24 protein-coding genes and 1 pseudogene are annotated in these 24,515 nt (G+C 41.7%); 1 reads left to right on the forward strand and 24 read right to left on the reverse strand.

What is annotated here, in order from left to right; translation table 11 throughout:
* Window positions 1–320: 320 nt before the first annotated feature.
* From DWY37_RS09745 to DWY37_RS09855, 24 genes and pseudogenes are all read right to left on the reverse strand, one after another.
* Window positions 321–1,298 carry a DUF3991 and TOPRIM domain-containing protein gene (locus DWY37_RS09745; RefSeq protein WP_118332343.1) on the reverse strand — a complete coding sequence of 326 codons (978 nt, stop codon included), beginning with the start codon at window positions 1,296–1,298 and terminating at the stop codon, window positions 321–323.
* Between the two features lie 4 nt (window positions 1,299–1,302).
* Window positions 1,303–1,842, reverse strand: a complete 540-nt coding sequence (locus DWY37_RS09750) for a JAB domain-containing protein (RefSeq protein ID WP_004611525.1) — start codon at window positions 1,840–1,842, stop codon at window positions 1,303–1,305.
* 106 nt (window positions 1,843–1,948) lie between these two features.
* Window positions 1,949–2,944, reverse strand: a complete 996-nt coding sequence (locus DWY37_RS09755) for a DUF5688 family protein (protein WP_118332342.1) — start codon at window positions 2,942–2,944, stop codon at window positions 1,949–1,951.
* A 73-nt stretch (window positions 2,945–3,017) separates the two neighbouring features.
* Entirely contained in the window at window positions 3,018–8,396 is a 5,379-nt protein-coding gene (locus DWY37_RS09760) for a SpaA isopeptide-forming pilin-related protein (protein WP_199650044.1), read from the reverse strand.
* A 91-nt stretch (window positions 8,397–8,487) separates the two neighbouring features.
* Window positions 8,488–9,330 carry a hypothetical protein gene (locus DWY37_RS09765; protein ID WP_118540725.1) on the reverse strand — a complete coding sequence of 281 codons (843 nt, stop codon included), beginning with the start codon at window positions 9,328–9,330 and terminating at the stop codon, window positions 8,488–8,490.
* Window positions 9,331–9,511: 181 nt separating this feature from the next.
* Complete coding sequence (locus DWY37_RS09770; protein WP_172622380.1) at window positions 9,512–9,685, reverse strand: hypothetical protein; 174 nt, start codon at window positions 9,683–9,685, stop codon at window positions 9,512–9,514.
* Between the two features lie 5 nt (window positions 9,686–9,690).
* Window positions 9,691–10,137 carry an ATP-binding protein gene (locus tag DWY37_RS09775; protein ID WP_227733088.1) on the reverse strand — a complete coding sequence of 149 codons (447 nt, stop codon included), beginning with the start codon at window positions 10,135–10,137 and terminating at the stop codon, window positions 9,691–9,693.
* 11 nt (window positions 10,138–10,148) lie between these two features.
* Window positions 10,149–11,069: a ParM/StbA family protein gene (locus DWY37_RS09780; protein ID WP_118540785.1), complete on the reverse strand. Its 921-nt coding sequence runs from the start codon at window positions 11,067–11,069 to the stop codon at window positions 10,149–10,151.
* A 51-nt stretch (window positions 11,070–11,120) separates the two neighbouring features.
* A complete protein-coding gene (locus DWY37_RS09785; protein WP_118540727.1) occupies window positions 11,121–11,375 on the reverse strand; it encodes a hypothetical protein in 255 nt (84 codons plus the stop codon).
* Complete coding sequence (locus DWY37_RS09790; RefSeq protein ID WP_243092119.1) at window positions 11,362–11,511, reverse strand: hypothetical protein; 150 nt, start codon at window positions 11,509–11,511, stop codon at window positions 11,362–11,364. The genes DWY37_RS09785 and DWY37_RS09790 overlap by 14 nt, the downstream gene beginning before the upstream one ends.
* A 228-nt stretch (window positions 11,512–11,739) precedes the next feature.
* A complete protein-coding gene (locus tag DWY37_RS15985) occupies window positions 11,740–11,904 on the reverse strand; it encodes a hypothetical protein (RefSeq protein ID WP_199650046.1) in 165 nt (54 codons plus the stop codon).
* A gap of 153 nt (window positions 11,905–12,057) precedes the next feature.
* Window positions 12,058–12,342, reverse strand: a complete 285-nt coding sequence (locus tag DWY37_RS09795) for a DUF6462 family protein (protein ID WP_005340582.1) — start codon at window positions 12,340–12,342, stop codon at window positions 12,058–12,060.
* Window positions 12,343–12,345: 3 nt separating this feature from the next.
* Entirely contained in the window at window positions 12,346–12,804 is a 459-nt protein-coding gene (locus DWY37_RS09800) for a DUF6462 family protein (protein ID WP_118540731.1), read from the reverse strand.
* A gap of 8 nt (window positions 12,805–12,812) precedes the next feature.
* The gene (locus tag DWY37_RS09805) at window positions 12,813–13,034 is read right to left on the reverse strand and encodes a DUF6462 family protein (RefSeq protein ID WP_118540733.1); all 222 of its coding nucleotides are present in this window, start codon (window positions 13,032–13,034) and stop codon (window positions 12,813–12,815) included.
* Window positions 13,035–13,279: 245 nt separating this feature from the next.
* Window positions 13,280–14,764 (reverse strand): annotated as a pseudogene (gene lysS / locus DWY37_RS09810) (lysine--tRNA ligase); the annotation flags it as partial.
* 18 nt (window positions 14,765–14,782) lie between these two features.
* Complete coding sequence (greA, locus tag DWY37_RS09815; RefSeq protein ID WP_117841898.1) at window positions 14,783–15,262, reverse strand: transcription elongation factor GreA; 480 nt, start codon at window positions 15,260–15,262, stop codon at window positions 14,783–14,785.
* Window positions 15,263–15,291: 29 nt separating this feature from the next.
* The gene (locus DWY37_RS09820; protein ID WP_118540737.1) at window positions 15,292–15,927 is read right to left on the reverse strand and encodes a hypothetical protein; all 636 of its coding nucleotides are present in this window, start codon (window positions 15,925–15,927) and stop codon (window positions 15,292–15,294) included.
* Window positions 15,924–16,898, reverse strand: coding sequence for a tRNA dihydrouridine synthase DusB (gene dusB / locus DWY37_RS09825; RefSeq protein ID WP_117947315.1), 975 nt, complete (start codon window positions 16,896–16,898; stop codon window positions 15,924–15,926). The genes DWY37_RS09820 and dusB overlap by 4 nt, the downstream gene beginning before the upstream one ends.
* Window positions 16,895–17,665: a type III pantothenate kinase gene (locus DWY37_RS09830; RefSeq protein ID WP_118057615.1), complete on the reverse strand. Its 771-nt coding sequence runs from the start codon at window positions 17,663–17,665 to the stop codon at window positions 16,895–16,897. Before DWY37_RS09830 ends, dusB begins: the two co-directional genes overlap by 4 nt.
* 1 nt (window position 17,666) lies before the next feature.
* Entirely contained in the window at window positions 17,667–18,014 is a 348-nt protein-coding gene (locus tag DWY37_RS09835) for a DUF6145 family protein (protein WP_022242890.1), read from the reverse strand.
* A gap of 94 nt (window positions 18,015–18,108) precedes the next feature.
* A complete protein-coding gene (locus tag DWY37_RS09840; RefSeq protein WP_022242889.1) occupies window positions 18,109–19,086 on the reverse strand; it encodes a biotin--[acetyl-CoA-carboxylase] ligase in 978 nt (325 codons plus the stop codon).
* 6 nt (window positions 19,087–19,092) lie between these two features.
* On the reverse strand, window positions 19,093–20,082 hold the full coding sequence (gene argF / locus DWY37_RS09845; RefSeq protein WP_118540739.1) for an ornithine carbamoyltransferase: 990 nt from the start codon (window positions 20,080–20,082) through the stop codon (window positions 19,093–19,095).
* Between the two features lie 100 nt (window positions 20,083–20,182).
* A complete protein-coding gene (locus DWY37_RS09850; RefSeq protein WP_022242887.1) occupies window positions 20,183–21,109 on the reverse strand; it encodes an SPFH domain-containing protein in 927 nt (308 codons plus the stop codon).
* Between the two features lie 132 nt (window positions 21,110–21,241).
* Window positions 21,242–22,423: a cell wall hydrolase gene (locus tag DWY37_RS09855; protein WP_118540741.1), complete on the reverse strand. Its 1,182-nt coding sequence runs from the start codon at window positions 22,421–22,423 to the stop codon at window positions 21,242–21,244.
* A 251-nt stretch (window positions 22,424–22,674) separates the two neighbouring features.
* Between DWY37_RS09855 and DWY37_RS09860 the strand changes: the two genes are divergently transcribed.
* Window positions 22,675–24,477 carry a methyl-accepting chemotaxis protein gene (locus DWY37_RS09860; RefSeq protein WP_118540743.1) on the forward strand — a complete coding sequence of 601 codons (1,803 nt, stop codon included), beginning with the start codon at window positions 22,675–22,677 and terminating at the stop codon, window positions 24,475–24,477.
* Window positions 24,478–24,515 lie beyond the last annotated feature (38 nt).

The raw sequence follows: 24,515 nt of genomic DNA on the forward strand, positions 1-24,515 counted from the left end.
CGACTGCTAGATACGCATTAGAGACATCTCTGTCCTAATGCCATCTAGTTAGGGAGAAAATCTCCCTAAAACCCTCTGTTTATGGAAGTGGGGGCGCTTTTTGCCCCCACTTTGCTACTTTGGGGGCGCTTTCTGCCCCCACTTTGTTATTTTGGGGGCGCTTTCTGCCCCCACTTTTATACTGACTTTCATCCGGATTTTGTCGTGTCCGAATTGCGGGGGCGCTTTTCGCCCCCACTTTGACATTTTGGGGGCGCTTTCTGCCCCCACTTTGCTGTTTTGGGGGCGCTTTCTGCCCCCACACATCAAAATCCGGGTTCTCATGCCCTGACTGGTTCATCTGCTCTCTGATTCATCTGGTTCAGATTAAGCTTTGCAGCCACAAGCCACTCATTATAATCCTTATATCCGGATGGAGGCGGGCAGTCTTCTACCTCATATCCAAGCTCATAATACTTTCTCATAAGTTCAGCTGCCGCATTTCTTCCCGGCTCATCTCCATCAAGACAGAACCGGATGGAAGTTATCTGCGGATGTTCCCGAAGAAATGTTTCAAGTGGTGCATCTGCAAGCATCCCAAGCGCCAGCTTATTTGATTCATAATCCGAGAAGATATCCACATAACTCATAAGGTCGATTGCAGCCTCAAATACTACAAGCTCTGTACTGTTTTCATTTACCACATTAAATCCATAGTTCTTATCATTTCCTGTGACATCACACTTGAATGGCTTGCCCTGCTTATCAAACACGCCCCGCATACTTGCAAACCTTGTCACTCCATTTTTATCATTTCCTCTGAAAACAACATTGTGATAATGCCTGCTCTCATAAATCAGTCCATCTTTTAAAAACAGATCTATGACTACTCTGCTGATTCCTCTCTCCTGATTCAGATAGGAAATAAGATAGGAATTATCTCCTGCCGGTTCCGGTAGGACAAATGGCTTTCTCTCCTCTGCCTGCTTCTGCGATACCTGATGAACAAGTGGCTGCTTTACAGGATTCTCGATTCTTCTGTATCCTGCAAAATCTAAAAGCCAGAACACAGCCTCTTTTACACTCATTCCACAAAATACCCGTAAGAAATCTATCTGTGAGCCGCCATTGTTGCCTTTGTCAAACTGCCTTGACCATCTGTACCAATGGCTTCTGTTGTAAATGCGGATGGAATCCATCTCTTTTAAAGTGTGGTATTTGCCAATCCTCTTTACAGTATATCCAAGGCTTTCTGCAACTGCACACAGGTCAACACTCTTTGCTATGGCAAGCTCTTCATCCGTAAATCTTCCATCCATGCTTTCACCTTGCCTTTCCCTGCTCTGCTACAAGTGGTGACTTGATATCAAGTGTCCGGTAATCTGTGCTCAGGGTAATCTTAGGATTATCAATCATGCCTTTTTCCCTGAAACTGAAAAATTCACGATTGTCTCCACCGACTATGATATGGTCAATGAGAGGTATTCCCATCAGCTCACACAGCTTGTTCATGCGGTCCGTCATCATCGTGTCTGCTTTGCTTGGGAATACGTTCCCGGATGGATGACAATGGATTAACATCATGCTTGCAGCATTGCTTAAGATACTTGATTTAAACAGTTCTCTCGGATGTGCCATTGCCTCATTTAAAGAGCCAACACTTGCAAAATGCACATTGATAGGTTTTAAATCTGACCTTAGATTGACCACGCACACTACTTCCCTGTCAAACTGGCACATACAGTCTCCCATGACAGCAGCTATATCCGCTGGATTATTAAAGGTGTGCTCCGAATAAATCGGAGCATCCTTTACAAGTCTTACCGAAACCACATCAAGCTTGAAGTCATTCTTCTTTGGCATCAGACACCTCCTCTCCAAACTCGATACGGATAACAAAGTCACCTTTCTGGCTGTTTATGAGAGCAATGAGTTCTTCCATTGTAAGTTCCTGCTCCATAACTGCCTCCTATCTGGACTTTTCCTTCGCATCATATACAAGGGGAGGTTCTGCAACGATACCATCAAGTCTCTTGTTCGGTGTATCAGTTGCAAGGGTAAGTTTTCTTAAATCCTTATCATAGTGATATACCTGATTGGAAAGTCTCTCGTCCAAAGACACCTCCTGCATATTTACCTCAACTACCATCTGTGCAAGCATCTCAGGGCTTCCCATATCTGAAGATACAGCAATAACCTCATGCACACTTGAAGGGAGAATATAAAGGTCACTCTCTAAACTCTCTGCCAGCTCATGAAGCTCATTCTCATAAAGCATGGATGCTGCACCATTGATACCCTTTTCATTGGAAATCACCCACATCGTCTGTTCCGGTGGAATCTCGGCTATCATCATATCCGCAATCTCCTGTGGCATCCCATCTCTTGCGAACATTTCTCTCATAATATCATTCATGCTTCGTACTACCGGTGGGAAGATTCTTCTTGTGTTTTCAGCAGCACACTTAAAGAGCTGTTCCTCACTCATCCCAAGTCTTTTCGCAAATTCATTTGTGATTTTTGAACTCTGCACCGCATCCTTATCGGAACTGATAATTACCTTATACACAATAGAAAGATCCTGGAACTCCCTGTGCGGCACCTGTTCCAAAAATGTCTTGTTCTGCTCTGTATTGATGAGCTGGAATACAATCTTCTCGTTAGCATCCCTCATAATGCTGTCCACATCAACAACCGGAGCCTGCTCATATGCCCTTTCCATGAAGTCACATGCAGCCATAAGTGTTTCCTCAAGATCACCACAATCCTGATACTTCTTATACATGTCATTGATATAAATCGTAGGCGAAATATTCCTGCCTTCCTCTCTTAAGATGATGCCATCAAGAGTCACATTCACCTTTTCCACGGGTTCTGCCACAAGCTCCATTCCTTTGAACTTCTCAGGCATATAATCCATAAACTTTTCTTTTACTACTTCCTTAAAAATCTCATAATTCATCATATTACGGTTCCTCCTTAATCTAAAAAAGCGGAGAACATAAGTCACTGGCTCACATTCCCCGCAAGGTTAATTGTTACTGTTTATTCTTTTTCTTTCTTCCACGAAGTCCTACTCCAACACCTGTAATAAGTGCAAGTGCACCGATTCCAAGATAAAGAAGCGGATTTGCATTGTCACCTGTCTGTGGAAGCTTAGGCTCTGTCGGTACATTGACAAGTTTAAGAGTTGTTACAACAACATCCGGTGCATTGTTATCATATCGAAGTGTAACATCGTGAGCTGTCTCATCGAGGATATATCCGTCAGCTGCCTTAGTCTCAACTACTGTATAATGGATATCTTCCTTAAATGTTCCATCCTCATTGTAAGTGCAGATAGGAAGCTCCTTACTCTCTGCATGACCATTCTTGTCAGTAGTGAGTGTATCAAGCACCTTTCCATCCTTATTCCTTACTTCAAATACAACACCCTCGATTGGCTTTCCTGTTATTTTGTCAGTTTTCTCAATGACAATCTTGCCGACTGCCTGCTCATCCTTCATGGATACCTTCTGAATCTCGGTGGTCTCCTTTACCTCAAAGGTTACATCACTTGCCACCTTGTATCCATAAGGAGCTGATTCTTCACGAAGTGTGTACTTGCCAACAGGAAGTCTCTCAATCATATGAGTCTTTCCTGCTTCTGATGTCCAGCTTTCTACAAGCTTTCCATCAGCATCAATTACTGAAAGCTTTGCTCCAGGCAACTCTTTCTCTCCTGTGATATCAGTCTTTGAAATTTCTACCTTAATAGGTGCATTTTCAAATGCTGCCTCAAACTCGATAACCTTTACCTTATCTCCCTGATATGAAGCATCCACATCAAATGTCTTATCTGACTTCACATAGCCCTTTGGTGCCTCAAGTTCTTTGACATAATACTGTCCAAGTGGAAGGTCAGAAGTAAATGTTACTTTGCCATCCTTTCCAGTAACACCTCTCTCAATCTGTGTATCTGCTTTGACAATAACCTTTCCATCCTTATTTACGATATCTTCTTTCGCAAACAAACCAAATACAGCACCTTCAAGCTCTTTCTTTGTCTCTGAATCAGTCTTTGTAACAGTAATCTGCACTTTCTGACGCTCATTCGTCACATCCATTCCTGCAAATACAACCTTTGTATCCTGATCGATATAAGAAAGGTCTGCATCAATCGGTGTATCATCCAGCACAAATCCATCTAATGTCTTTGTCTCTACAAGATAATACTTGCCAAGTGGAAGATTATCAATTCTTGCAATGCCCTTATCGTTTGTCACGATAGTTGCCACCTTGTCGCCTGCTTTGTGGTAAATGGTTCCAAGTCCGTCTGCACTCACGATATCCTCTTTTGCATATACATCAAAAGTAACACCTGCGAGGCTGTCCTTAAAATAATTGAAGATGAAATCAAACCAGTTACCCTTCATAAGAGTGGTATCTGTTACAAATTCTCCGTCCTTATTGATTACGATAGAACCTGTTGGAACCTCGTCCTTCATTTCAACATGCTGCACATCACCTGTATCCTCTACTGTAAACTGAATATCGGTTGCTTTCAGGTATCCGTAAGGTGCAAATTCCTCACGAAGTGTGTAAGTCTCGCCTACGACAAGTCTCTTGATTACATGTGCTTCATTAGCATCAGATGTCCAAGTGTCTACCACATTTCCATCCTTATCAAGTACAGTAAGTGTTGCACCTGTAAGCTCTGCACCGCTTGTGATATCTGTCTTTGTAAACTCAAAGGTTGTAGGAGTGTTTTTATACTCGCTGTTATATACAGCAGTCTTAACATCCTGTCCCTGATATTTTGTATCAAAGTTTACTACTTCCTCATTTGTCACATATCCGGCAGGCTTTACAAGCTCCCTTGCAACATATTTTGCAAATGGATAATCCTTAACAAAAGCAATCTTTCCATTCTCATCAGATGTTGCCTTCTCAAGAAGTGTGCCTTTCTCGATAATTACCTTGCCATCAACATTCTTGATATCCTCGTCTGCATAAAGACCAAATACTGCACCTGCAATCGGTGTGTTATCTTCTGCATCAAGCTTAGTCACTGACATATCAAGCTTCTGTCTGTCATCTAAGAAAGTAAGGCTCTCCTTGATAACAGGTGTCTTATCACTCACATATGTGAATGTCACTTTCTGCTCATTCGGATTTAATACATATCCGTATGGAGCTTCCACTTCCACAACTCTGTACTGTCCAAGAGGAAGATTCTTAGCTGTTGCCTTTCCATCCTTACCAGTTGTAAGAGTTGTCACAAGGTCTCCCTCGCCGTAATACTTAATGCGGTTTCCGTCTGCATCCTTCTGGTTGTCTGCTGTGTAAATATCTTCCGCAGCATAAACTTTGAATTTTGCTCCGGCAAGTGAGCCTTCCTTATAAACAAACTCTTTCTCATATGAGCTTGCAAGGAGTCCGCCCTTGAATCCTTCAAGTACCTCTCCCTTCTTTTCTACAGTCAGCTCTCCGACTGCAGGGGCATCGGAATATTCCACAGTAATGATTGCATCATTTGTATCACCATCTGTTTCAAATGCTGTATCAGTATCAACAGAGATGTTGATATACTTATCATTTACAACATATCCAAATGGTGCAGATACTTCCTCAATACGGTAGTTACCGATTTTCAGTGCCTCCGGTAAGATTAAATCTCCATCCTCATCAGTAAAGAATGAAGTATGCTCTACCTTTGACGGATAAGTTGTGTACTGCTTCACATATTCGTTCTTATCAATATTGAAGATCTTAAACTCTGCGTTTGGTACAAGTACTGTCTGCTTTGTATCGGAATCCTTCTTGATTATACGAAGCTTTGCAGTAAACTCCCTGTCAAGGAATACTCTCCATGTCTGAGGCTTGTCAGGATGATTCTCGCTGATTTTCACCTCAAATGGCTTGATTGTTTTCATATTGTGTGGAGTCTTTGACTCAACTACCACATAGGTTCCATAAGGAATTGCAATGGAAACTGCATGTCCCTTGCCATCGGATGTGATTGTTGTTGCTCCGTTTTCCCCGATTACTACCGGAGTTGCCTTGTCAAAGTCATAGCTTCCATCTGCCTTTACAGGTAAAGATGATTTCAAATAAGCTGTAAACTCTGCACCTGCAAGCAGTCCTGCTTCAGTATCATCTCCATTGTCAGATACCTTGATAAGCTGGAATGGCTGCTTGATGACCTGCTCTGCTGTGGTTGTGCTTCTTGATACTTCTGCTACAAGGTCTCCCTCATAGTCGCATACTACATCGTGCTCCTCTTCGTCTAAAAGATACCCCTCTGATGGAGTGATTTCCTTTACATAATAATTTCCAAGGTAAAGGTTATTGACCTCTGCCTCTCCATTCTTATCTGTTGTAAGTGTTGCTACAAGGTCACCTGCTTTGAATACGACTCCTGTTGCTCCGTCCGGATGCACGATATCGTTTCTCGCATAAAGACCATAAACTGCACCTTCAAGACTTGCATCTCCCTGGGCTGCTGCCTTGCCTGATTCCTTGTCTACCTTGTAGATATGAATCTTTGCTGTAGTTCTGTCATTTACAAATGTGTGACTGAATGATGCCTTTGCCTGTGTTTCAGGTAATACATTGAAATTGAAGCTGTAAACATCTTTACTGTTTCTGATATACGCATATGGAGCCTGTGTCTCTTGGATATAATATCCGTTAGAGATTGGCAGATCCACGCTGTAGCTTGCCTTTCCGTCCTCACCTGTAGTTACTGTCTCAAGAGCTGTACCCTTTGTCACAATAACCTGTCCGGCATAGTTTTTGATGTCATTTCCGGCATAAAGTGTGTACTTGCCGCCATCAAGAGGATTCTCTGTGTCAGAGTCCTTCTTTACGACAGATACATCCGCTTTCTGTCTTGCATTCTCAATCGTAGTTGATTCATACTGTACTGTCACAGTCTGGTCCTTATACTCAACTGCTACTGTCTGAGGTGTGGTATTGATTGTATACCCGTCAATGCTCTTAATCTCAGTAACCACATAAGTTCCAAGATGAAGGTCAGATAATACCACCTGTCCGTCAGTTCCTGTTGTAAGGCTTTCTGCCACTACATCGCCAGCACTATACACCTTAGTACCATCTGCCTTGTAGATATCTGCTCCTGCAGTTACCTTGAATGCTACTCCAGAAAGCTTCTTTTTCTCATAAGTGAAATTGCTTCCATTCCATGAGCTAAGAACCTCACCCTCTTTATAGATTGTGATTGCTCCAAGCTGCTCTTTATCTGTTGCAGAGATTCCCGTTGTCTGTCCTGCTTTTACAGTAAGTGTATGAACCTTATCGGAAAGGACATATCCCTTTGGAGCGGTAATCTCTTTCACATAATAAGTGCCTGCAACAAGTGCAGCTGACTTTGCATATCCGTTTCCATCTGTTGTCATGGTCTGTACTCTGTTTGTGCATCCGCTGTCAGAATAGATTCCATAAACTGCTCCGGAAAGCTTCACTCCGCTTGACTCATCTGTCTTTGTAAGCTCACCATATCCGATGTTCTCTGTCTTGACCTTGATATAGGCTTTGATAGGATCTGCTGTCGGTCTTTCAGAAATAAACTCCTGATATCCGCTCTTTCCTGTAAGCCAGAATACACAGCTTGATGTTGTCTCAACCTTGCCAGCATTGGATGTGAATGTTCCTGTTGTAGCTGTGGTATTCACGCTCGTTGAAGAGATTGTAATACTGTTGCCATTCTTATCAACAGAATATCCGCTGATGCCAAAATCAAAGTCTGATAAGACACCATTGCTGTCAGATAATGTTGTTTCAAATCTCTGACTTCCCTCATTCCACTTCAGCTCATAAGTTGGTGCCTCACTGGTTCTGCGTGATGCAAAACTTGGAAGCGTTGCATTGTAAGAACTGCTGATATTGTCTCTGAGCCTCTCATAATAGCTGTATGAAGAATCAGGACTTGGTGCTGTGTTACAGAGCTTTCTTGCTGCTGAATCACCGCTTCCGGTTCCAAAGATATCTGCTACAATAACCCATACCATTGCCTGAGTTGCGATATACTCATCACACTGGCTATTGCTTGGTGCCGCCTTTTGTGTACTGTTAAACCCATAATAAAGGCAGTAACTTAAAAGCTTTCTCTGCTGTGCTGACATTGATGTGCTCGCATCATCGTAGCTGTTCATAAGCTGACCGCCATCTGCTCTTAATCCGAAATTCATACAATATGCCGAATTGCCGTCAAGAATTGAATACAGAATCTTGCCATGATTATATCCGGGCTTCAGCTCACTTACTTCTCCCGAATTTTTTACTGATGCATTCCAGAACGCAATATTTGCCTGCGGACTGGCTGCAAATGCTGTTGTACCATTCGCAAAGAGTGTTCCAACCAGTGTGAGCATAGCCATAAATCCTGCCATAAAACGCTTTAGTTTCTGTTTCATGTGCTCTTTCCTCCTTAATTTACACATAAAAAAAGAAAGACATAAGTTTATGGCTTACATCTTTCTTCCTTCTGCTTCTATTCGTTTTTATTTATCTGTGACATCGAAACTCGTAATAGTCTGTGCCGCCTGTCGTGTAAACTCCATCATAACTGATGTAGAATACCGGATCTGTTTCCAAAAGTAACATACTTGCAATATATTCTGCGATTGCATCCTCAGATGATAACCGCTGTCCATCAATGGTACTTGCTTTGTTGAGGTCTGTCTCTACAAACACACTATAATAAGAGCCTTCCATACCATCGTAAGGATAATACTCATTGTACTCTTCCTGCGTGATACTGCCGTCATTCAAATGGTTCTGTAAATTCTGCTGTGTGGTAATCATCCCTCCTGCCTGACACTTTGCTGTTGCAAGTGACACAACATTCTGTGGACTGTATGCCACGGATGCAGGCTGTGGATTGCTCACATTGTCTTTCGGACTGTCTGTAGTCTGACCACCATTACCTGCATTACTCTGATTTCCACCAGCTTCCTTATTACCACTTGCAGGAGCTTTCTGTTCCGGCTCGTCATTTTGATCTGACTTTTCTTCCTGCTTTGAAGCAGTTTCATTATCAGCGGACCGGTTATCTTCTTTATCAGTGTTCTCTTCTGAATCTTTAGCCTCGACAATATCTTTCTCTGTCTCTTCACTTCCAGCTTCGGTTGTTACCTCTGTGACAGCTTCCGTTGCCATTTCTGCTTCTTCAGTTGGCTTTACGCTTTCCGTCTGTTTCTCTGTCTGATTATCAGCCTTTTCCTTACCACCATTACAGGCAGCCATTGAAAAGACCAGTACTGCGGATAATAAGATAATGCTTATCTTCTTCATAGTAATTACCCATCCCTTCTCCGCAAGATGGACGGGCTTTGTGTTCCGTGCCATCCACCCTTGCAGTGAACTATTTATCTGTAATGCACGGGACACATAGGACTGTCCCGTATTCTGTGCATCTTAAACTCCTTTCATTATACCAGCTCTCTTATTTTAAAGAAATACTGCATAAGTCTTCTGTTTTTCTTATAATTTAAGAATAAACCCTTTACCTGCATACGCTCACCTCCTCTCAGAATGTGCCCATTCTTACGAATGAAAGAAATACCCTTGCCACCATTGCGAATAGAAGAAGAATTATTCTGGCAAGTCCTAAGACCAGCTTCAAAGCTCCAAGAATTATCCTTAATATCCACTTGAGTATCTCTAAAATCACTGTTCCTACGGCTCCCATAACTCTTCTCATAATAATCAGTCTCCTTTCGACATCCATCCCATTGCAAGACCTGCAACATCTGCATCGTCCATAACATCTTCTGTAGGTTCCTGTGCTTCACTATTGGCTGCCTGCATAATTACCGGCTGACCAACATTCATCCCGGATATCACTCCGCCTAACAGCTTTATTACCTCTTTTCTTGCCTCATTGGTTGCTGCTTCAATGACTTCTTCCTTAATGTCATCAATATCTTCTGACCGGATATATTCAGCCCTCTCTTTTTCCTTCTTCTTGATAACAAAGGTTTCTTTTCCATAATTATCAATGTAAAACTGAATCGCATCTATGATGAACTGGTTCTTAGATTTGAAAATCTTCGGATCAAGGTTCTGAATCACATCATTGATTTTCACATGCTGAGGATTACTCATGTTGAGGCGGACAGAAGTTTTTACTTCATATTCTAGTCTTCTTCCCATCATCTGCCTCCTTATGATAATCGCTTAGTGCTTTTAAGTCCCATCGTGGCAAGTTGCTCATATCCTCTTGCATTTGCCTTTACATCAAGGTTATAGGAAATGTTCTTGGCATCGTGACTACCAAAATTCTTCATCACAACAGCACCACCTCCGACAAATACAATCGGTGTAGTCTTTAAGTTATACCCAAACTCACGGATTGAGTTATATACCTTATCAACAAAATCCTCTATCTCTGCCTTGATAATGGCAAAGTATTCATCATCAATATCTGATCTGCCATATCGCATGATGTTCTGTATCTCTGACTCATCTACCTCTCCGTTAAGCTGTCTTACACACTGCTCATTGATAGAACGCATACAGGTAATAAGACCTTTGGGAATCGTTACACACTTTGATTCATCCGGTGACTTGTTGATTACCGGCATAATGTCGATTGTCCAACTACCAATATCAACAATCAATGTCTTCTTTGCCATTGTAGGAATCTTGTCCACTACTGCTGCATAACACTGTGGGAATACTGCCACATCATCAATTTCAATATGATACGGCTCATTCTCATATTTGAAGCTTACACGCTTATTCTTTGTCAGGTACTTAATAAAGTCATTCTTCTCAGCTCCAAATCTTGTAAGTGGAAGTCCTACAGCAAGGAATATCTTTGCCTCTGCAAGACCTCTTCTTTTAAGTTCCTTAGCAACTGCTGCAAGAGTAAGAAGATAAAAGCTGTCATCTTCGACCTTTGTATCTTTAACCTCCTGCCTCACAGTTCCGACCTTGTAAAACTTTCCTTCATACTCAAGTACATCACCGAAAAGTGCCGGAGTTGTTGTAATCTCCTTAACGCCTGTGACAAATACCTGAGAGATTGTTTTCATCATTGACCATCCATGATCAATGCCGATTACTTCTAATTTGTTATTCATATGTTCTGCACATCCTTTCTTCTTAAACAGCCACTTGAACATCTTAACCACCTACTTTCCTATCAGCTTTCGCATACAAGGAAAACAATAACCATTCCCTTGATAATATGGACATCCGACACATTCCGTCGGAAGTTTCTGTTCTTTTTTCTTAGATGATTTACAACATGTTCCATTGGCACATCTGTTGTTATGTCCCCAGAAGAATCTACAATGCATACAATCTTTTAAGTCTCTCTCAAGCTTCTCTTCTGGAGATACAAACCTGCGTTTCTTATGCTTATCTCTTTTTTCAACTGTTCCCACCAGAGCTCTCCTCCCTTCCAAGGAGTGATTGCTCTCTTATATTTTCCAATATCTGGTCCGATTCACCTGCCGTCCTTGCTAATGAATACAATACGATAAGAACAATAATTATAAATGCTATGCTAAATCCCATCATCACTTTATCCTCCTTCAAATTAGTTGCCATATAGACAAAATTTGAATTTGGAAGTGATATAGTCTACATGGCTATGCTTAATTCTAAGCATGTAGGTACACGCCAGTCTTCTAGACTCCTATATCGCCCCGTGTACAAAGAGGTGTTCTCACCTCCGGGAGTTACAGACGAGCCACTAAATGTGTTTCACGACGCCCCTCTGAATTATCAGAAGCACTTTCTCCTCTTTTAGCCTTTTGAGGATAAGGACGAACTTCTCGCCCTCTGTGGTTGATTATCCTTACGCAACATGCCGAATCCCTTTACCAGATTTCCATCCAACTTCTTGCCCTTCATCTTTCGATCCGTCAGACTACTAATATGATAGCTGTGACTTTCATCTTCCAGGTACATGCCCCGTAAATTTACTACCTACAGATACTCTGCAGTGCAAACTACTTTGCAAATCTGTAACTGATTATTCAATTGTTATGTCCAATCTCTCTTGGACAATTGATATTCTACAATGTACTTTAATTTTACGGAAGTGACACCACTGGTGTATTTTTACGAATTTTCACCAGTTTTTGGTGTATTTGTCATTTCCTTTAATTTGTTCCATGTATGCTTAGGCAGTTCTCTTGCCGGCTCTCTGAATCGTTCAAGATATTTCTCAAATAATTCCGTATTGATTAATGCTGAATTACCGACTTTATAGACTGCTCCTGCCTCTCTCGCAATTACTATGATTCTAGATTTACTTATCCCATAAATAATCGCTCCTTCCTCTGCATTGACAAATTTTTTCATAAAATCCTTTGTATCTGAATAGCACTTATATGAGTAACTCATTCATCAGTCTCCTTTCACATTTGGCAATGGATGTTTCATTTCTGTTGGCGGTTCTCTGAATTGCTCCATATAATCATCAAAAATTTCCAAATTTATTAATATAGTATTTCCCTTAGCTGTTCCAATCTTATATACAGCACCCGCTGCTCTAGCCATTTCAATAAATCTATGATGCCCTATGCTATATGTCATTGAAGCTTCCCCAATTCTTACAAACTTCTTTTCTACGATTTTGTTTGAACTAGGCACTCTTGCAAAATGTTTCATAAATTTCATCAACCTTTCCTTATGTACTAATATAATCTTTGCAAGCTGATATCTTGCTCCAGCAGCTAATGCTATATCCATTGCCTCATCTCGCGTTACATTAAATAAAGCCTTTACTTCATCAATACGAATAAATCTTGGTTTTACAGTTTCTTTTCTATAGGCACTAACTGAACCACTCAATGTATTTACCATAACATCACCTACTTATAAAACTCAGAATCTGTAATATGAAAAGTTTCAAGATACTTATCCAATATTTCTGTATTAACAAGTACAAGCTGACCAATCTTATAACAAGCCTTAGCATACTTAGCCACTTCTTGAAATTTTGTCATTCCCATACTGTACATCTTTGCACCATCAGAATATCTTACAAACTTTTTTGCAGCCTCATATCTATCTTTCTTCTTTGATTCATCCATTGCTGTGCTCCTTTCACTTTGACTTCATAACAAATGACGTATTTTCTCCATAACGCAAAAAAGAGGACATCTTCTAAATTTCTTTAGAAAATGTCCTCTTAGTAGTTCATATTCGATTGAATCTTATTCTTTTCAGATTGTGTATTCTTTCATACTGATGTAAATGACTATGCCAAAATACGTCTTTTAATGCGTCCTTTGACGTACTCAAATGCCTCAATCCCGCATAAACACTGGGTTTATTTATCCAAGCTCTTCATTGTCGGGAAGAGTAATACGTCACGGATTGCTGGTGAGTCTGTCAGCAGCATAACCAGACGGTCGATTCCATATCCGATTCCACCGGTAGGCGGCATACCAATCTCCAATGCATTTAAGAAATCTTCATCGGTATGGTTTGCTTCCTCATCGCCAGCTTCGAATGCAGCATCCTGTGCAGCAAAACGCTCACGCTGGTCAATCGGGTCATTTAACTCGGAATATGCATTACACATTTCCCATGTATTGATAAATAATTCAAAACGTTCTACCTTGGTTGGGTCAGACGGTTTCTTCTTGGTAAGCGGAGAAATTGCTACCGGATGATCCATGATAAAAGTCGGCTGAATCAGTTCTTTCTCACAAAATTCTTCGAAGAAGAGGTTGATGATATCACCCTTGGTATGACGCTCTTCGAATTCAATGTGATGCTCTCTTGCTAAAGCTTTTGCAGCCTCATCATCTGTTATGGTGTCGAAATCAATGCCGGCATATTTCTTAATGGCATCGTTCATGGTCAGACGCTCAAAAGGCTTTCCAAGGTCGATTTCAATGCCATTGTAAGTAATCTTTGTAGTGCCGCATACTTTTTCTGCAAGATAACGGAACATGCTCTCGGTAAGTTCCATCATGCCTTCATAATCAGTGTATGCCTGGTATAACTCCATCAATGTAAATTCCGGATTATGGCGGGTATCAACACCTTCGTTACGGAATACCCGTCCGATTTCGTAAACACGCTCCAAGCCACCAACAATCAGTCTCTTTAAGTATAACTCAAGAGAAATACGGAGCTTTACATCTTCATTTAATGCATTGTAATGTGTTTCAAATGGTCTCGCTGCAGCTCCTCCGGCATTGGATACAAGCATCGGAGTCTCTACTTCCATGAAGTCACGTCCAGCTAAGAAATTACGGATTTCCTTGATAATCTGGGAACGTTTGATGAAAGTCTGCTTGGAATCCTGATTCATGATAAGGTCTACATAACGCTGACGGTATCTGGTATCGGTATCAGTAAGTCCGTGGAACTTCTCCGGTAAAATCTGTAAGCTCTTGGATAATAAAGTTACCTCAGATGCATGGATAGAGATTTCTCCTGTCTTGGTCTTAAATACCTTTCCTTTGATTCCTAAAATATCTCCGATATCATATTTCTTGAAATCTTTATAGGAATCCTCTCCGATTTCGTCTCTTGCTACGTATGCCTGGATGCTTCCCTTTAAATCCTGTACATTACAGAAAGAAGCTTTTCCCATCACACGCTTAAACATCATACGGCCTGCGATAGATACCTCTTTTCCCTCAAAAGCATCAAAGTCGTCTTTGATATCTGTGCTGTGGTTTGTTACATCATATTTGGTTATCTGGAACGGATCTTTTCCATTTTCCTGAAGTTCTTTTAACTTATCACGGCGCACCTTGATTAACTGGTTAATATCCTGTTCCTGTACGTTCTTCTGTTCCGCCATCTTTGTTCTCCTAATCTGTTAGTTTGATCTTTGGATTCCTAATACTTTATATTTTAAGTTACCCATCTGGGTCTCAACTTCTACTACGTCACCAACGCCGGCACCGATTAATGCTTTACCAACCGGAGACTCGTTGGAAATCTTTCCCTTTAAGCTGTTTGCCTCTGTAGAACCAACAATTTTATATTCCAGTTCCTCATCGAATTCCATATCAAGGATTTTTACCTGACATCCGATGTTAATCTTGTCTAAATCAACTTCTTCTTCTACTACGACTTCTGCATTCTTTAAGATTTTCTCGATCTGTTCGATTCTTGCTTCGATATCACGCTGCTCATCTTTTGCTGCATCATACTCAGCGTTCTCAGATAAGTCTCCCTGCTCTCTTGCTTCTTTAATCTTCTGTGCAACTTCTTTTCTTCTGACCACTTTCAGATTCTGTAACTCGTCTTCCAGTTTCTGTAAACCCTGATAGGTCAAAATGTTTTTCTTATCCATGCTTATTAGCCCTTCCTTTTATAGATTTTCTATTCTGCATAAAATTCTCGCTCTAATCGATCTGAAACCGCTTCACAGCCTGTAAAACCGGTTCCCTTAACAATCATAATATTATACCCAATAGGTACCTCAATGTCAAGATTTGCCCGCTGATACCAGTTCCTTTTATAAATGGAAATATAGATACTTTTTTCCGATAGAAATTCTTCCCGGATTCTTCCGTCAGCTTCAAAATCCAGTATCAGTCTGCCCTCTTCCTGGCCGGTTCCCTTTTGAATTGCATTTTCCTCTTTTCCAATCACTTCTACAATCAGTCCCAGTTCCTCATAGAGATACTCTATTTCCCCTTGGTGATGTTCTGACTGATCGGTGCAAAGCGTATATACATTAAGTCCCGGATAAAGCTGCCGGAGCATATACTGTTCTTCCTCCTGCTGAAGATATTCCCCCGCTTCCGCATCAATGACAAACAGCCGCATGTCCCGGTAGGAAATGCCTTTCTGCTCTAATACTGCTTCGATTATTTTCCGAAAAAATGCATTGCAGGGAAAATAAATTTCTTTTTCAATAAAGTTATTCTGTTCCTGACGGCTGTTCCTGTTTTCTGATTGCAGATTGCTTTTATTTCTGCGTAAAAGACTTTTTAATTTTTTCCACCATTTCATGCTTCATTATATGATGCAAAGGTTTCTAATAATTCCTCCAGCTGTTCGTAAGTCTCCACTTCATTGAGCAGGCTTCGAAGCCTGGATGCATGCTTGTAGCCGCCGGTGTACCAGGCTGCGTGCTTACGCATTTCCCGCATTCCGGTAAATTCGCCCTTAAAGGCAATCTGCATCTTTGCATGACGCAGCACCATATCCACCATTTCTTTGGCGGATGGCTTCGGCAGTTCTTCACCTGTTTCTAAGAAATGGTTAATCTGTGCAAATATCCACGGATTTCCCTGTGCTCCCCTTGCTATCATCAGCCCGTCACAGCCGGTTTCCTGCTGCATCCGGTACGCATCCTGTGGGGTAAAAATATCACCATTTCCAATGACCGGAATCTTTACTGCTTCTTTCACTTTCCGGATAATCTCCCAGTCCGCTTTGCCGGAGTAATACTGTTCCCTGGTCCGTCCATGCACCGCAATGGCAGCTGCCCCGGACTCTTCCGCAATATGTGCCATTTCTACCGCATTGACATGGGCATCGTCAAAGCCCTTTCTGATTTTTACCGTCAGAGGCTTCTTTATGGCTTTTGCTGTTTTTTCGATGATTTCACCTGCCAGAATCGGATTTTTCATCAGTGCAGAGCCGTCACCATTATTGACTACCTTTGGCACCGGACATCCCATATTGATGTCAAGAATATCAAACGGTCGATGCTCGATACGCTTTGCCATCTCGCTCATAATTTCCGGGTCGGAGCCAAAAAGCTGCAGGGAAACCGGATGCTCCCGCTCATCAATGGCAAGCAGGCTCTCGGTATTCTTATTATTATAATAAATGCCTTTAGCACTGACCATTTCCATGCAGATAAGTCCTGCTCCCTGTTCTTTGCAAAGTACACGAAATGGCAGGTCTGTTACCCCTGCCATTGGTGCTAATATCAAATTATTATCAAGTGTTACATTTCCTATTGTCAGTTTCATCGTTTCTGTTTTGCGTAAATAAGACGCATTCCTTCTAATGTCAGTGTCGGATTGTAGTACTGAATATATTTTGTCTCATTTGCAATGATTTTACCCAGTCCGCCGGTTGCAACTACTTTTACATCCTTAAGTCCGGATTCTTTTATCATATTTTTTACGATATATTCTGTCTGTCCAATCTGTCCGAATATCAGTCCTGCCTGCATACTGCTGATAGTTTCTCTTGCAAGGATGGTAGACGGTTTCTTAATCTCGATTTCCGGAAGCTTTGCGGCATCTTCCCAGAGTGCCTTTGCAGAAATGCGGATTCCCGGGGAAGTTACTCCTGCGAAGAAATCTCCATTTCCATTGACGAAGTCATAGGTGGTTGCTGTACCATAGTCGATTACTACAACCGGTCCGCCATAAAGCTCATATGCACCTACAGCGTCTACGATTCTATCCGCGCCAATCTGCGCCGGATTCTCGGATGTGATACGGATTCCTGTCTTCACGCCCGGCTCCACCACCATTGGCTGAATCTCAAAATATTTAATCATTCCACTGCAGAGGGAATGCATGACATTTGGTACTACCGATGAAATGATGGCATCCTTGATTTCATTATGGGAAATCTCGTTATGCTCTAATAAATCAATGATTGTAATACCGTATTCATCAGAAGTTCTCTGCATTTTTGTTGTCATACGAAATGTTGTGATTAATTTTTCCTTATCAAACACTCCAATGGTAATGTTGGTATTTCCTACGTCAATTGCCAGTAACATATTAGTCCTCCTTATCTTCTGTGAATTCTTCTCCCAGGAAAAATACACGGTAATACATTTCAAGCGATTCAAAGAGCTCTGTCTTTTCCCGCTGCATCTGTTTGATTTTTAACACACTGCCGATTTCATCATAGAAGAAATCTCCATCCTCACATTCCGTCCGGAAATTAAGATTTCCCTCTTTGTCAAATATAAGCTGCAGTGTTCCTCCGATATCCTCTGTATACAGTACACAAAGAATATTCAAGTCCTCTTTGATTCCCTCCGGAAGTCCGTTAAACAACGGATTCAGATAGAATTTCTTGGTATAAGCGCTGGAACCGCATAAAACGATTTCTTCCTGCTCCATATATTCATACTCCTTTTTCTTATTTATGCCTTTTTTATATCTGGTAAATGTGGTTTTTCCTGTCTATCCTATAAACATCTATCTCTATGCATATCTATACATATCCATAAATCCCGCGGACAGATACTTCCCCGGAAGACACCAATTTTCTTGCTTCCCAGGTATCCACGATTAATTCGCCCCGGTCGGTAATGCCCTGTGCCACTCCCTCAAATGGCTCTTTCGGGTCTAACACTCTTACCTTCTGCCCTTTATTGGCAAGACTTGCATCGTATTCCTTCCGCAGATCCCGTAAATCCTGATATGCCATAAACCGGTCATAATAATGCTCGAATTCTTCCCAGACAGCTTCTATTAATGCTGCGCGGTTTACCCGTTTTCCACTTTGTAACAGAAGTGAGGTGGCATTCTGCGCAATTTCTTCCGGAAAACTTTCATTATTTACATTGATGCCTATGCCAACCACAATATGGTTTACATAATCCATCTGTGCACTCATTTCCGTCAGAATTCCTACTACTTTCTTACCGTTGATGACAATATCATTTGGCCACTTTATCTTTGCTTCCATACCGGTGCAGCGGGTAATGCCCTTTGCCACTGCCATGGCTGCCACCAGTGTCAGCATGGATGCATTGGAAGGATTCAGCTCCGGTTTTAAAATCAGTGTCATAAAGATTCCGGTTCCCGGCAGGGAACTCCAGCCTCTTCCCCGTCTGCCTTTTCCGGCATCCTGCTGGTCTGCCACCACAAGGGTTCCATGCTCTGCACCCTCTTCTGCAAGACGGCTGGCTCTTACATTAGTAGAATCTGTTTCATCATAATAATAGATTTTCTTTCCAATCCAGTCTGTTTTACGGATGCTGCTCAATTCATTTTCGCTTAAGATATCCGGTGCGCCTACAATCCGGTAGCCCCGGTTCTGCACCGCTTCAATTTCATAGCCATCCTTTTTCAACTGATTGATTGCCTTCCACACTGCGGTTCTTGATACACCAAAGCGTTCACAAAGCTCCTGTCCGGAAACATAACCTTCCGCTTCCCGCAGTGCTGCAAGTATTTTTGCTTTCATAGGTTCTTATTCTCCTAAAGTTGCAAGCATAACTGCCTTAATCGTATGCATACGATTCTCTGCTTCATCAAATACGATGGATTTCTCACTTTCGAATACTTCATCGGTTACTTCCAGCTCGGAGTATCCGAATTTCTCATAGACATCCTGTCCAATCTTAGTCTTAAGGTCATGGAATGCCGGGAGACAATGCATAAACAACGCCTGCTCTCCTGCATTATCCATCAGCTTCTTATTTACCTGATATGGCATCAGGTCTGTAATACGCTCTTTCCAGGCCTCTTCCGGCTCACCCATGGATACCCACACATCAGTATAGACAATGTCTGCACCCCTGGTTCCTTCCATGGCATCTTCTGTCAGAGTAATGGTTCCGCCTGTGCGGGATGCCACATCTTCACAATATGTAACCAGCTTTGGATCCGGGAAATATTTTTTATTGGTACATGCCACAAAATGCATTCCCAGTTTTGCACAGGTTACCATCAGGGAATTTCCCATATTATAACGGGCATCTCCCATATATGCCAGCTTTACACCCTTTAATCTGCTAAGATGCTCTCGGATGGTTAACATATCTGCTAACATCTGGGTCGGATGAAATTCATTGGTCAGTCCGTTCCATACCGGAACGCCTGCATATTTTGCCAGTTCTTCTACGATATCCTGTCCATAGCCGCGATATTCGATTCCGTCAAACATGCGTCCCAAAACTCTTGCGGTATCCGGAATGCTCTCTTTTTTTCCAATCTGGGAGCCTGACGGGTCAAGGTAAGTTACGTGCATGCCAAGATCATGGGCTGCCACTTCAAAAGAACAACGGGTTCTGGTACTGGTCTTTTCAAAAATCAGTGCAATATTTTTGCCAATCAGGCTGTCATGCAGAATACCCTGTTTCTTCTTTGCTTTCAGGTCTGCTGCCAGATCTATCATATAGAGGATTTCTTCTGGTTCAAAATCCATCAATTTTAAGAAATTACGTCCTTTTAAATTCATTGCTTTTTCCTCTTTTCTTCTTACTCTTTGATACAAAACGGGCTGTCCTACATAGATGTGGCAGCCCGATTTCATTTTAGGTTTATGGTTTCCTTTTTAATTATTTATCTCCGGCAACCTCTGTAATTGATTTTACCAGTCCTGCAACGCCCTGTATCTCAGATGGAATGATAATCTTTGTTGCCTTTCCGTCCGCAGCCTTTGCAAAAGCTTCCAGGCTCTTAAGCTGTAATACAGCATCGTCCGGTGCTGCTTCTTTCAAGAAACGAAGTCCGTCTGCATTTGCCTGCTGAATCTTTAAGATTGCTTCTGCCTGACCTTCTGCTTCTTTTACGGTTGCTTCCTTCTGTGCCTCTGCACGTAAAATTGCGGCAGTCTTCTCTGCCTCTGCATCTAAGATTGCTGATTCTTTCTTACCTTCTGCTACAAGAATCGTAGATTTCTTCTCACCTTCTGCACGAAGAATTGCTTCACGTCTTTCACGCTCTGCCTTCATCTGTTTCTCCATGGCATCCTGAATTGCCTTTGGTGGGATGATATTCTTTAACTCTACACGGTTTACCTTGATTCCCCATGGGTCTGTTGCCACATCCAGGGAAGCTCTCATCTTGGTATTGATGGTCTCTCTTGAAGTAAGGGTCTCATCTAATTCCAAATCACCGATGATATTACGAAGTGTGGTTGCTGTCAGATTTTCGATTGCCATAATCGGATTTTCAACACCGTAAGCAAATAACTTCGGGTCTGTAATCTGGAAATATACAACGGTGTCAATCTGCATGGTTACATTATCTTTGGTAATTACCGGCTGTGGTGGGAAATCAACCACCTGCTCTTTTAAAAGAACTCTCTTTGCGATACGGTCAATAAACGGTGCTTTAAAATGAAGACCTACGCCCCAGGTTGCAAGATATCCGCCCAGACGCTCTACAACAACTGCATTTGCCTGCGGTACAATCTTGATACAGGATACAATAATTACCAGTACTAGTATTACTAAAATGATAAGTGCTATTAATCCTTCCATTTTTACCCTCCAAAACTTATATTTTGAATAACTATTCACATATTACTATACTTTTTCCAAGATTACAACAGGGTGCCAAAAACTTCTTTTGACACCCTGACTTTATACTCTCTTATATTTTCTTACATTTTCCTAGAAAAATACATGGTTTCCGATGACTACTCCTGCCTGACCGGAACTTGCACGACGGAAACTTAATGCTCCACCGGTATTATCTACACCGGATAATGCTTCCTGTGCTGCCTGTAAACAGCTTCCGCTGACACCGCTTGAAATAACAGATGCAACTTTTCCGTTTCCTGCTGGTGTAAACTGACCGCTCTGGTAAATTACATCATAAAGGCTGGATGGATATGCACCACTTCTCAGACGGTTCATAACAACTGCTCCGACTGCCAGCTGGCCTTCATAACACTCACTGCCTGCTTCGCACTGGATTAATGCAGCAAGAAGTGTTACTTCATCACAGTTTGCTGCTACAGATGCATTCTGTGTTACCATGGTTGTTGTAGTCTGTGCAGCTTTCTTTGCTGCCTCTTCTGCAGCCTTCTCTTCCAATGCAGCTCTTTCTTCTTCCATGGAAACTGCTGATGCTACATTTAAGGATATGGTTACATAATCTGCAGATACAAATGCAGTGGAATTCTTTAAGCTGACTGCGACCCATCCTTCCGGAGATTCTGTCTGTGTATCAACTACAAGCTTATCTCCTTCTGATGCTGCCTTGATAACAGATGCATCCGGATTTGCTTCACTGCGGACACGAAGACCGCCGGTGGTTACGGTTGCTACGGTGTCACATACGGTCTGTGCATAAGCATATGCTTCCTGACCTGCCACACAGTATTCGCTCTTTACATATCCGTCTACAGAACCGGATGTAATATGATACCAGCCATCTAATGTCTCTACGATATCGGCTGCTGCACCCTTATATAATTTTCCAATTACTTCAGACTCTCCATCTGCGGAGCTTCTTATATATAAGAAATCATCCACATTTGCCATAAGCTTACTGTTCCATGCCTGCTGCTCCTCACTAAGCTGAGGCTCCTCTTCCTGTGCTTCTGCAACAACCACTACATCTGCACGTTCAATGGATGCCTGCTCGGTTGCCGCGTCTCCCAATGATGCCAATTCTTCTATAATGCCGGCGGAGCCATTTGCCTGTACATCTGCCACAGCCTTTGTTTCCTGCTGTGGTTCCGGTACATTTTCTACTGGTGCTGTCTGCATAACTGCTGTGACTGCGGTTACAACGGTAAGCATCACTGCTATAATTGTGCTCTCAATCACTCTTTTTCTTAAATTCATTTTGACCTCCATAACATATATCCTGTTTTTCTTTTTTTAAGGATTATTAACAAGTATATGTCATTTTATTCATTTTTATTACATTTATTACAAATTTGTTACATCACGGATTATAACAAAGTAATTTTTATTTGTCAAGTTTCTGTACTTTTTATCCAATTCATGATATAATTTCCTAATAATAATTACGCAAAATCACAAGAAAAGATTTCGTCTTTTTTCGTAATGGTTATCAAGGAGGATGTATTTTTATGAAGGAACGTAAGCAAAAAGATTCTGCTTTGAAGCAGAGTCCAGTAAAGGCTCCAAAGCCTGTGAAAGCGCAGAAAGTGCCGAAAGCACCAAAAGTGCCTAAGGAGAAGAAGGAGAAAAAGGCCGTACTTCACTCCATGCGTTTTAATGTTGTACAGTTAGTTCTGCTGAGTATTATCATCAGTGTTGTTTCTCTTCTGATTATAGTTATTCCGGTTGCTGATAATGCAATTTCCACTTTGGCAGAAAGCTATATGCGTGATGTCTGTGACACCTGCGGATTAAATGTTGATGCTGCCCTGAACCGGAGCGGTAACATTATTTTAAATCAGGCATATCTTGAAACTCTGATTGGTGATGTCCGTATCAATGATCTGGATTCCAGTTACGCCTATGTGGTTGGTTCAGATGGAACCATGATTTACCATCCGGATGCAAGCAAAGTCGGACAGCCTGTAGAAAATACCGCAATTAAACAGGTGGTAGCTGATTTGGAAGCAGGTAAAGAACAGCAGAAGGGTATGGCAATCTATGAATTCAGAGGTGCTGAAAAATATGCGGCTTACTATGTTACTTCCAATAAAGCAGCTATTTTAGTCATTACTGCTGACCGTGGAGATATTTTAAGTGCTAAAGATGTAATTTATGTCCGCGCCGTTAGTGCCGCAATTGTTATCTTTATTGTACTGGGAATCATTTCTTTTCTTATTGCAAGTAAAATGACCCGTCCGATTGTAGAAATTACCAACGTTATTAAGCGTTTCTCTTCCCTGAACTTTGCAGAAAGCCCAACTACCATCCGTATCAGCAAACGTAAGGATGAAACCGGGCAGATGGCAAGAGCTATCGGAGATTTACGTGAGAAGTTAGTCACAATTGTTTCACAGATTAAGTCCCAGAGTGAACTGCTTTACAATGCATCTACTGAACTGGATACCAATGCATCCCACACAACATCAACCGTGGGAAATGTAGAAACCGCAGTAAATGAAATTGCTACCGGAGCAACCAATCAGGCTTCCGAAACCCAGAAAGCTACCGATGATATCGTTAATATGGGTAACATGATTGAACATACCAACAGTCAGGTTGAAAGTCTTACAAGCACTGCTAACCTGATGCGTGAATCCAGCGAGGAAGCTGCTGCCACCCTGAAAGAGCTGGACAACATCAACCAGCAGGCAATTGCTTCTATTGATGTTATTTATGAACAGACCAATATAACTAATATCTCTGCCCTGAAAATTAAAGAAGCTACAACTTTGATTTCTTCCATCGCAGAAGAAACAAACCTGCTTTCCTTAAATGCTTCTATCGAAGCAGCCCGTGCTGGTGAGGCAGGACGTGGATTTGCCGTTGTTGCATCGCAGATTCAGAAACTGGCTGACCAGTCCAATGAATCTGCAAACCAGATTGACCAGATTATCCATGCTTTGATTGAAGATTCTGAAAAAGCAGTTAAGACCATGGATGAGGTTAAAACTATTATGAACCTGCAGAGCGAAAACGTACATAAGACCGGTCAGGTATTCGAACAGGTTCGTGATGGAATCAGTTCTTCTATCAGTGGCGTAGGCGAGATTGCTACCAAAACAACACAGCTTGATAAAGCCCGTGGAGATGTTGTGGATGTCGTACAGAATCTTACCGCAATTGCCCAGCAGAATGCAGCAAGTACCGAAGAAACTTCCGCTTCCGTTATGGAAGTCAGCAATGTTATGCAGGAAATCATGGAAAATGCAAATCGTCTGAAAGAGATTGCTTCCATCCTGGAAGAAAATATGAATTCATTTACTTTATAATATGCATAACAAAGAATGTGCCAAGGCACATTCTCGCG

The organism is Roseburia sp. AF25-13LB, assembly GCF_003478915.1.
Classification (GTDB): Bacteria; Bacillota; Clostridia; order Lachnospirales; family Lachnospiraceae; genus Roseburia_C; species Roseburia_C amylophila.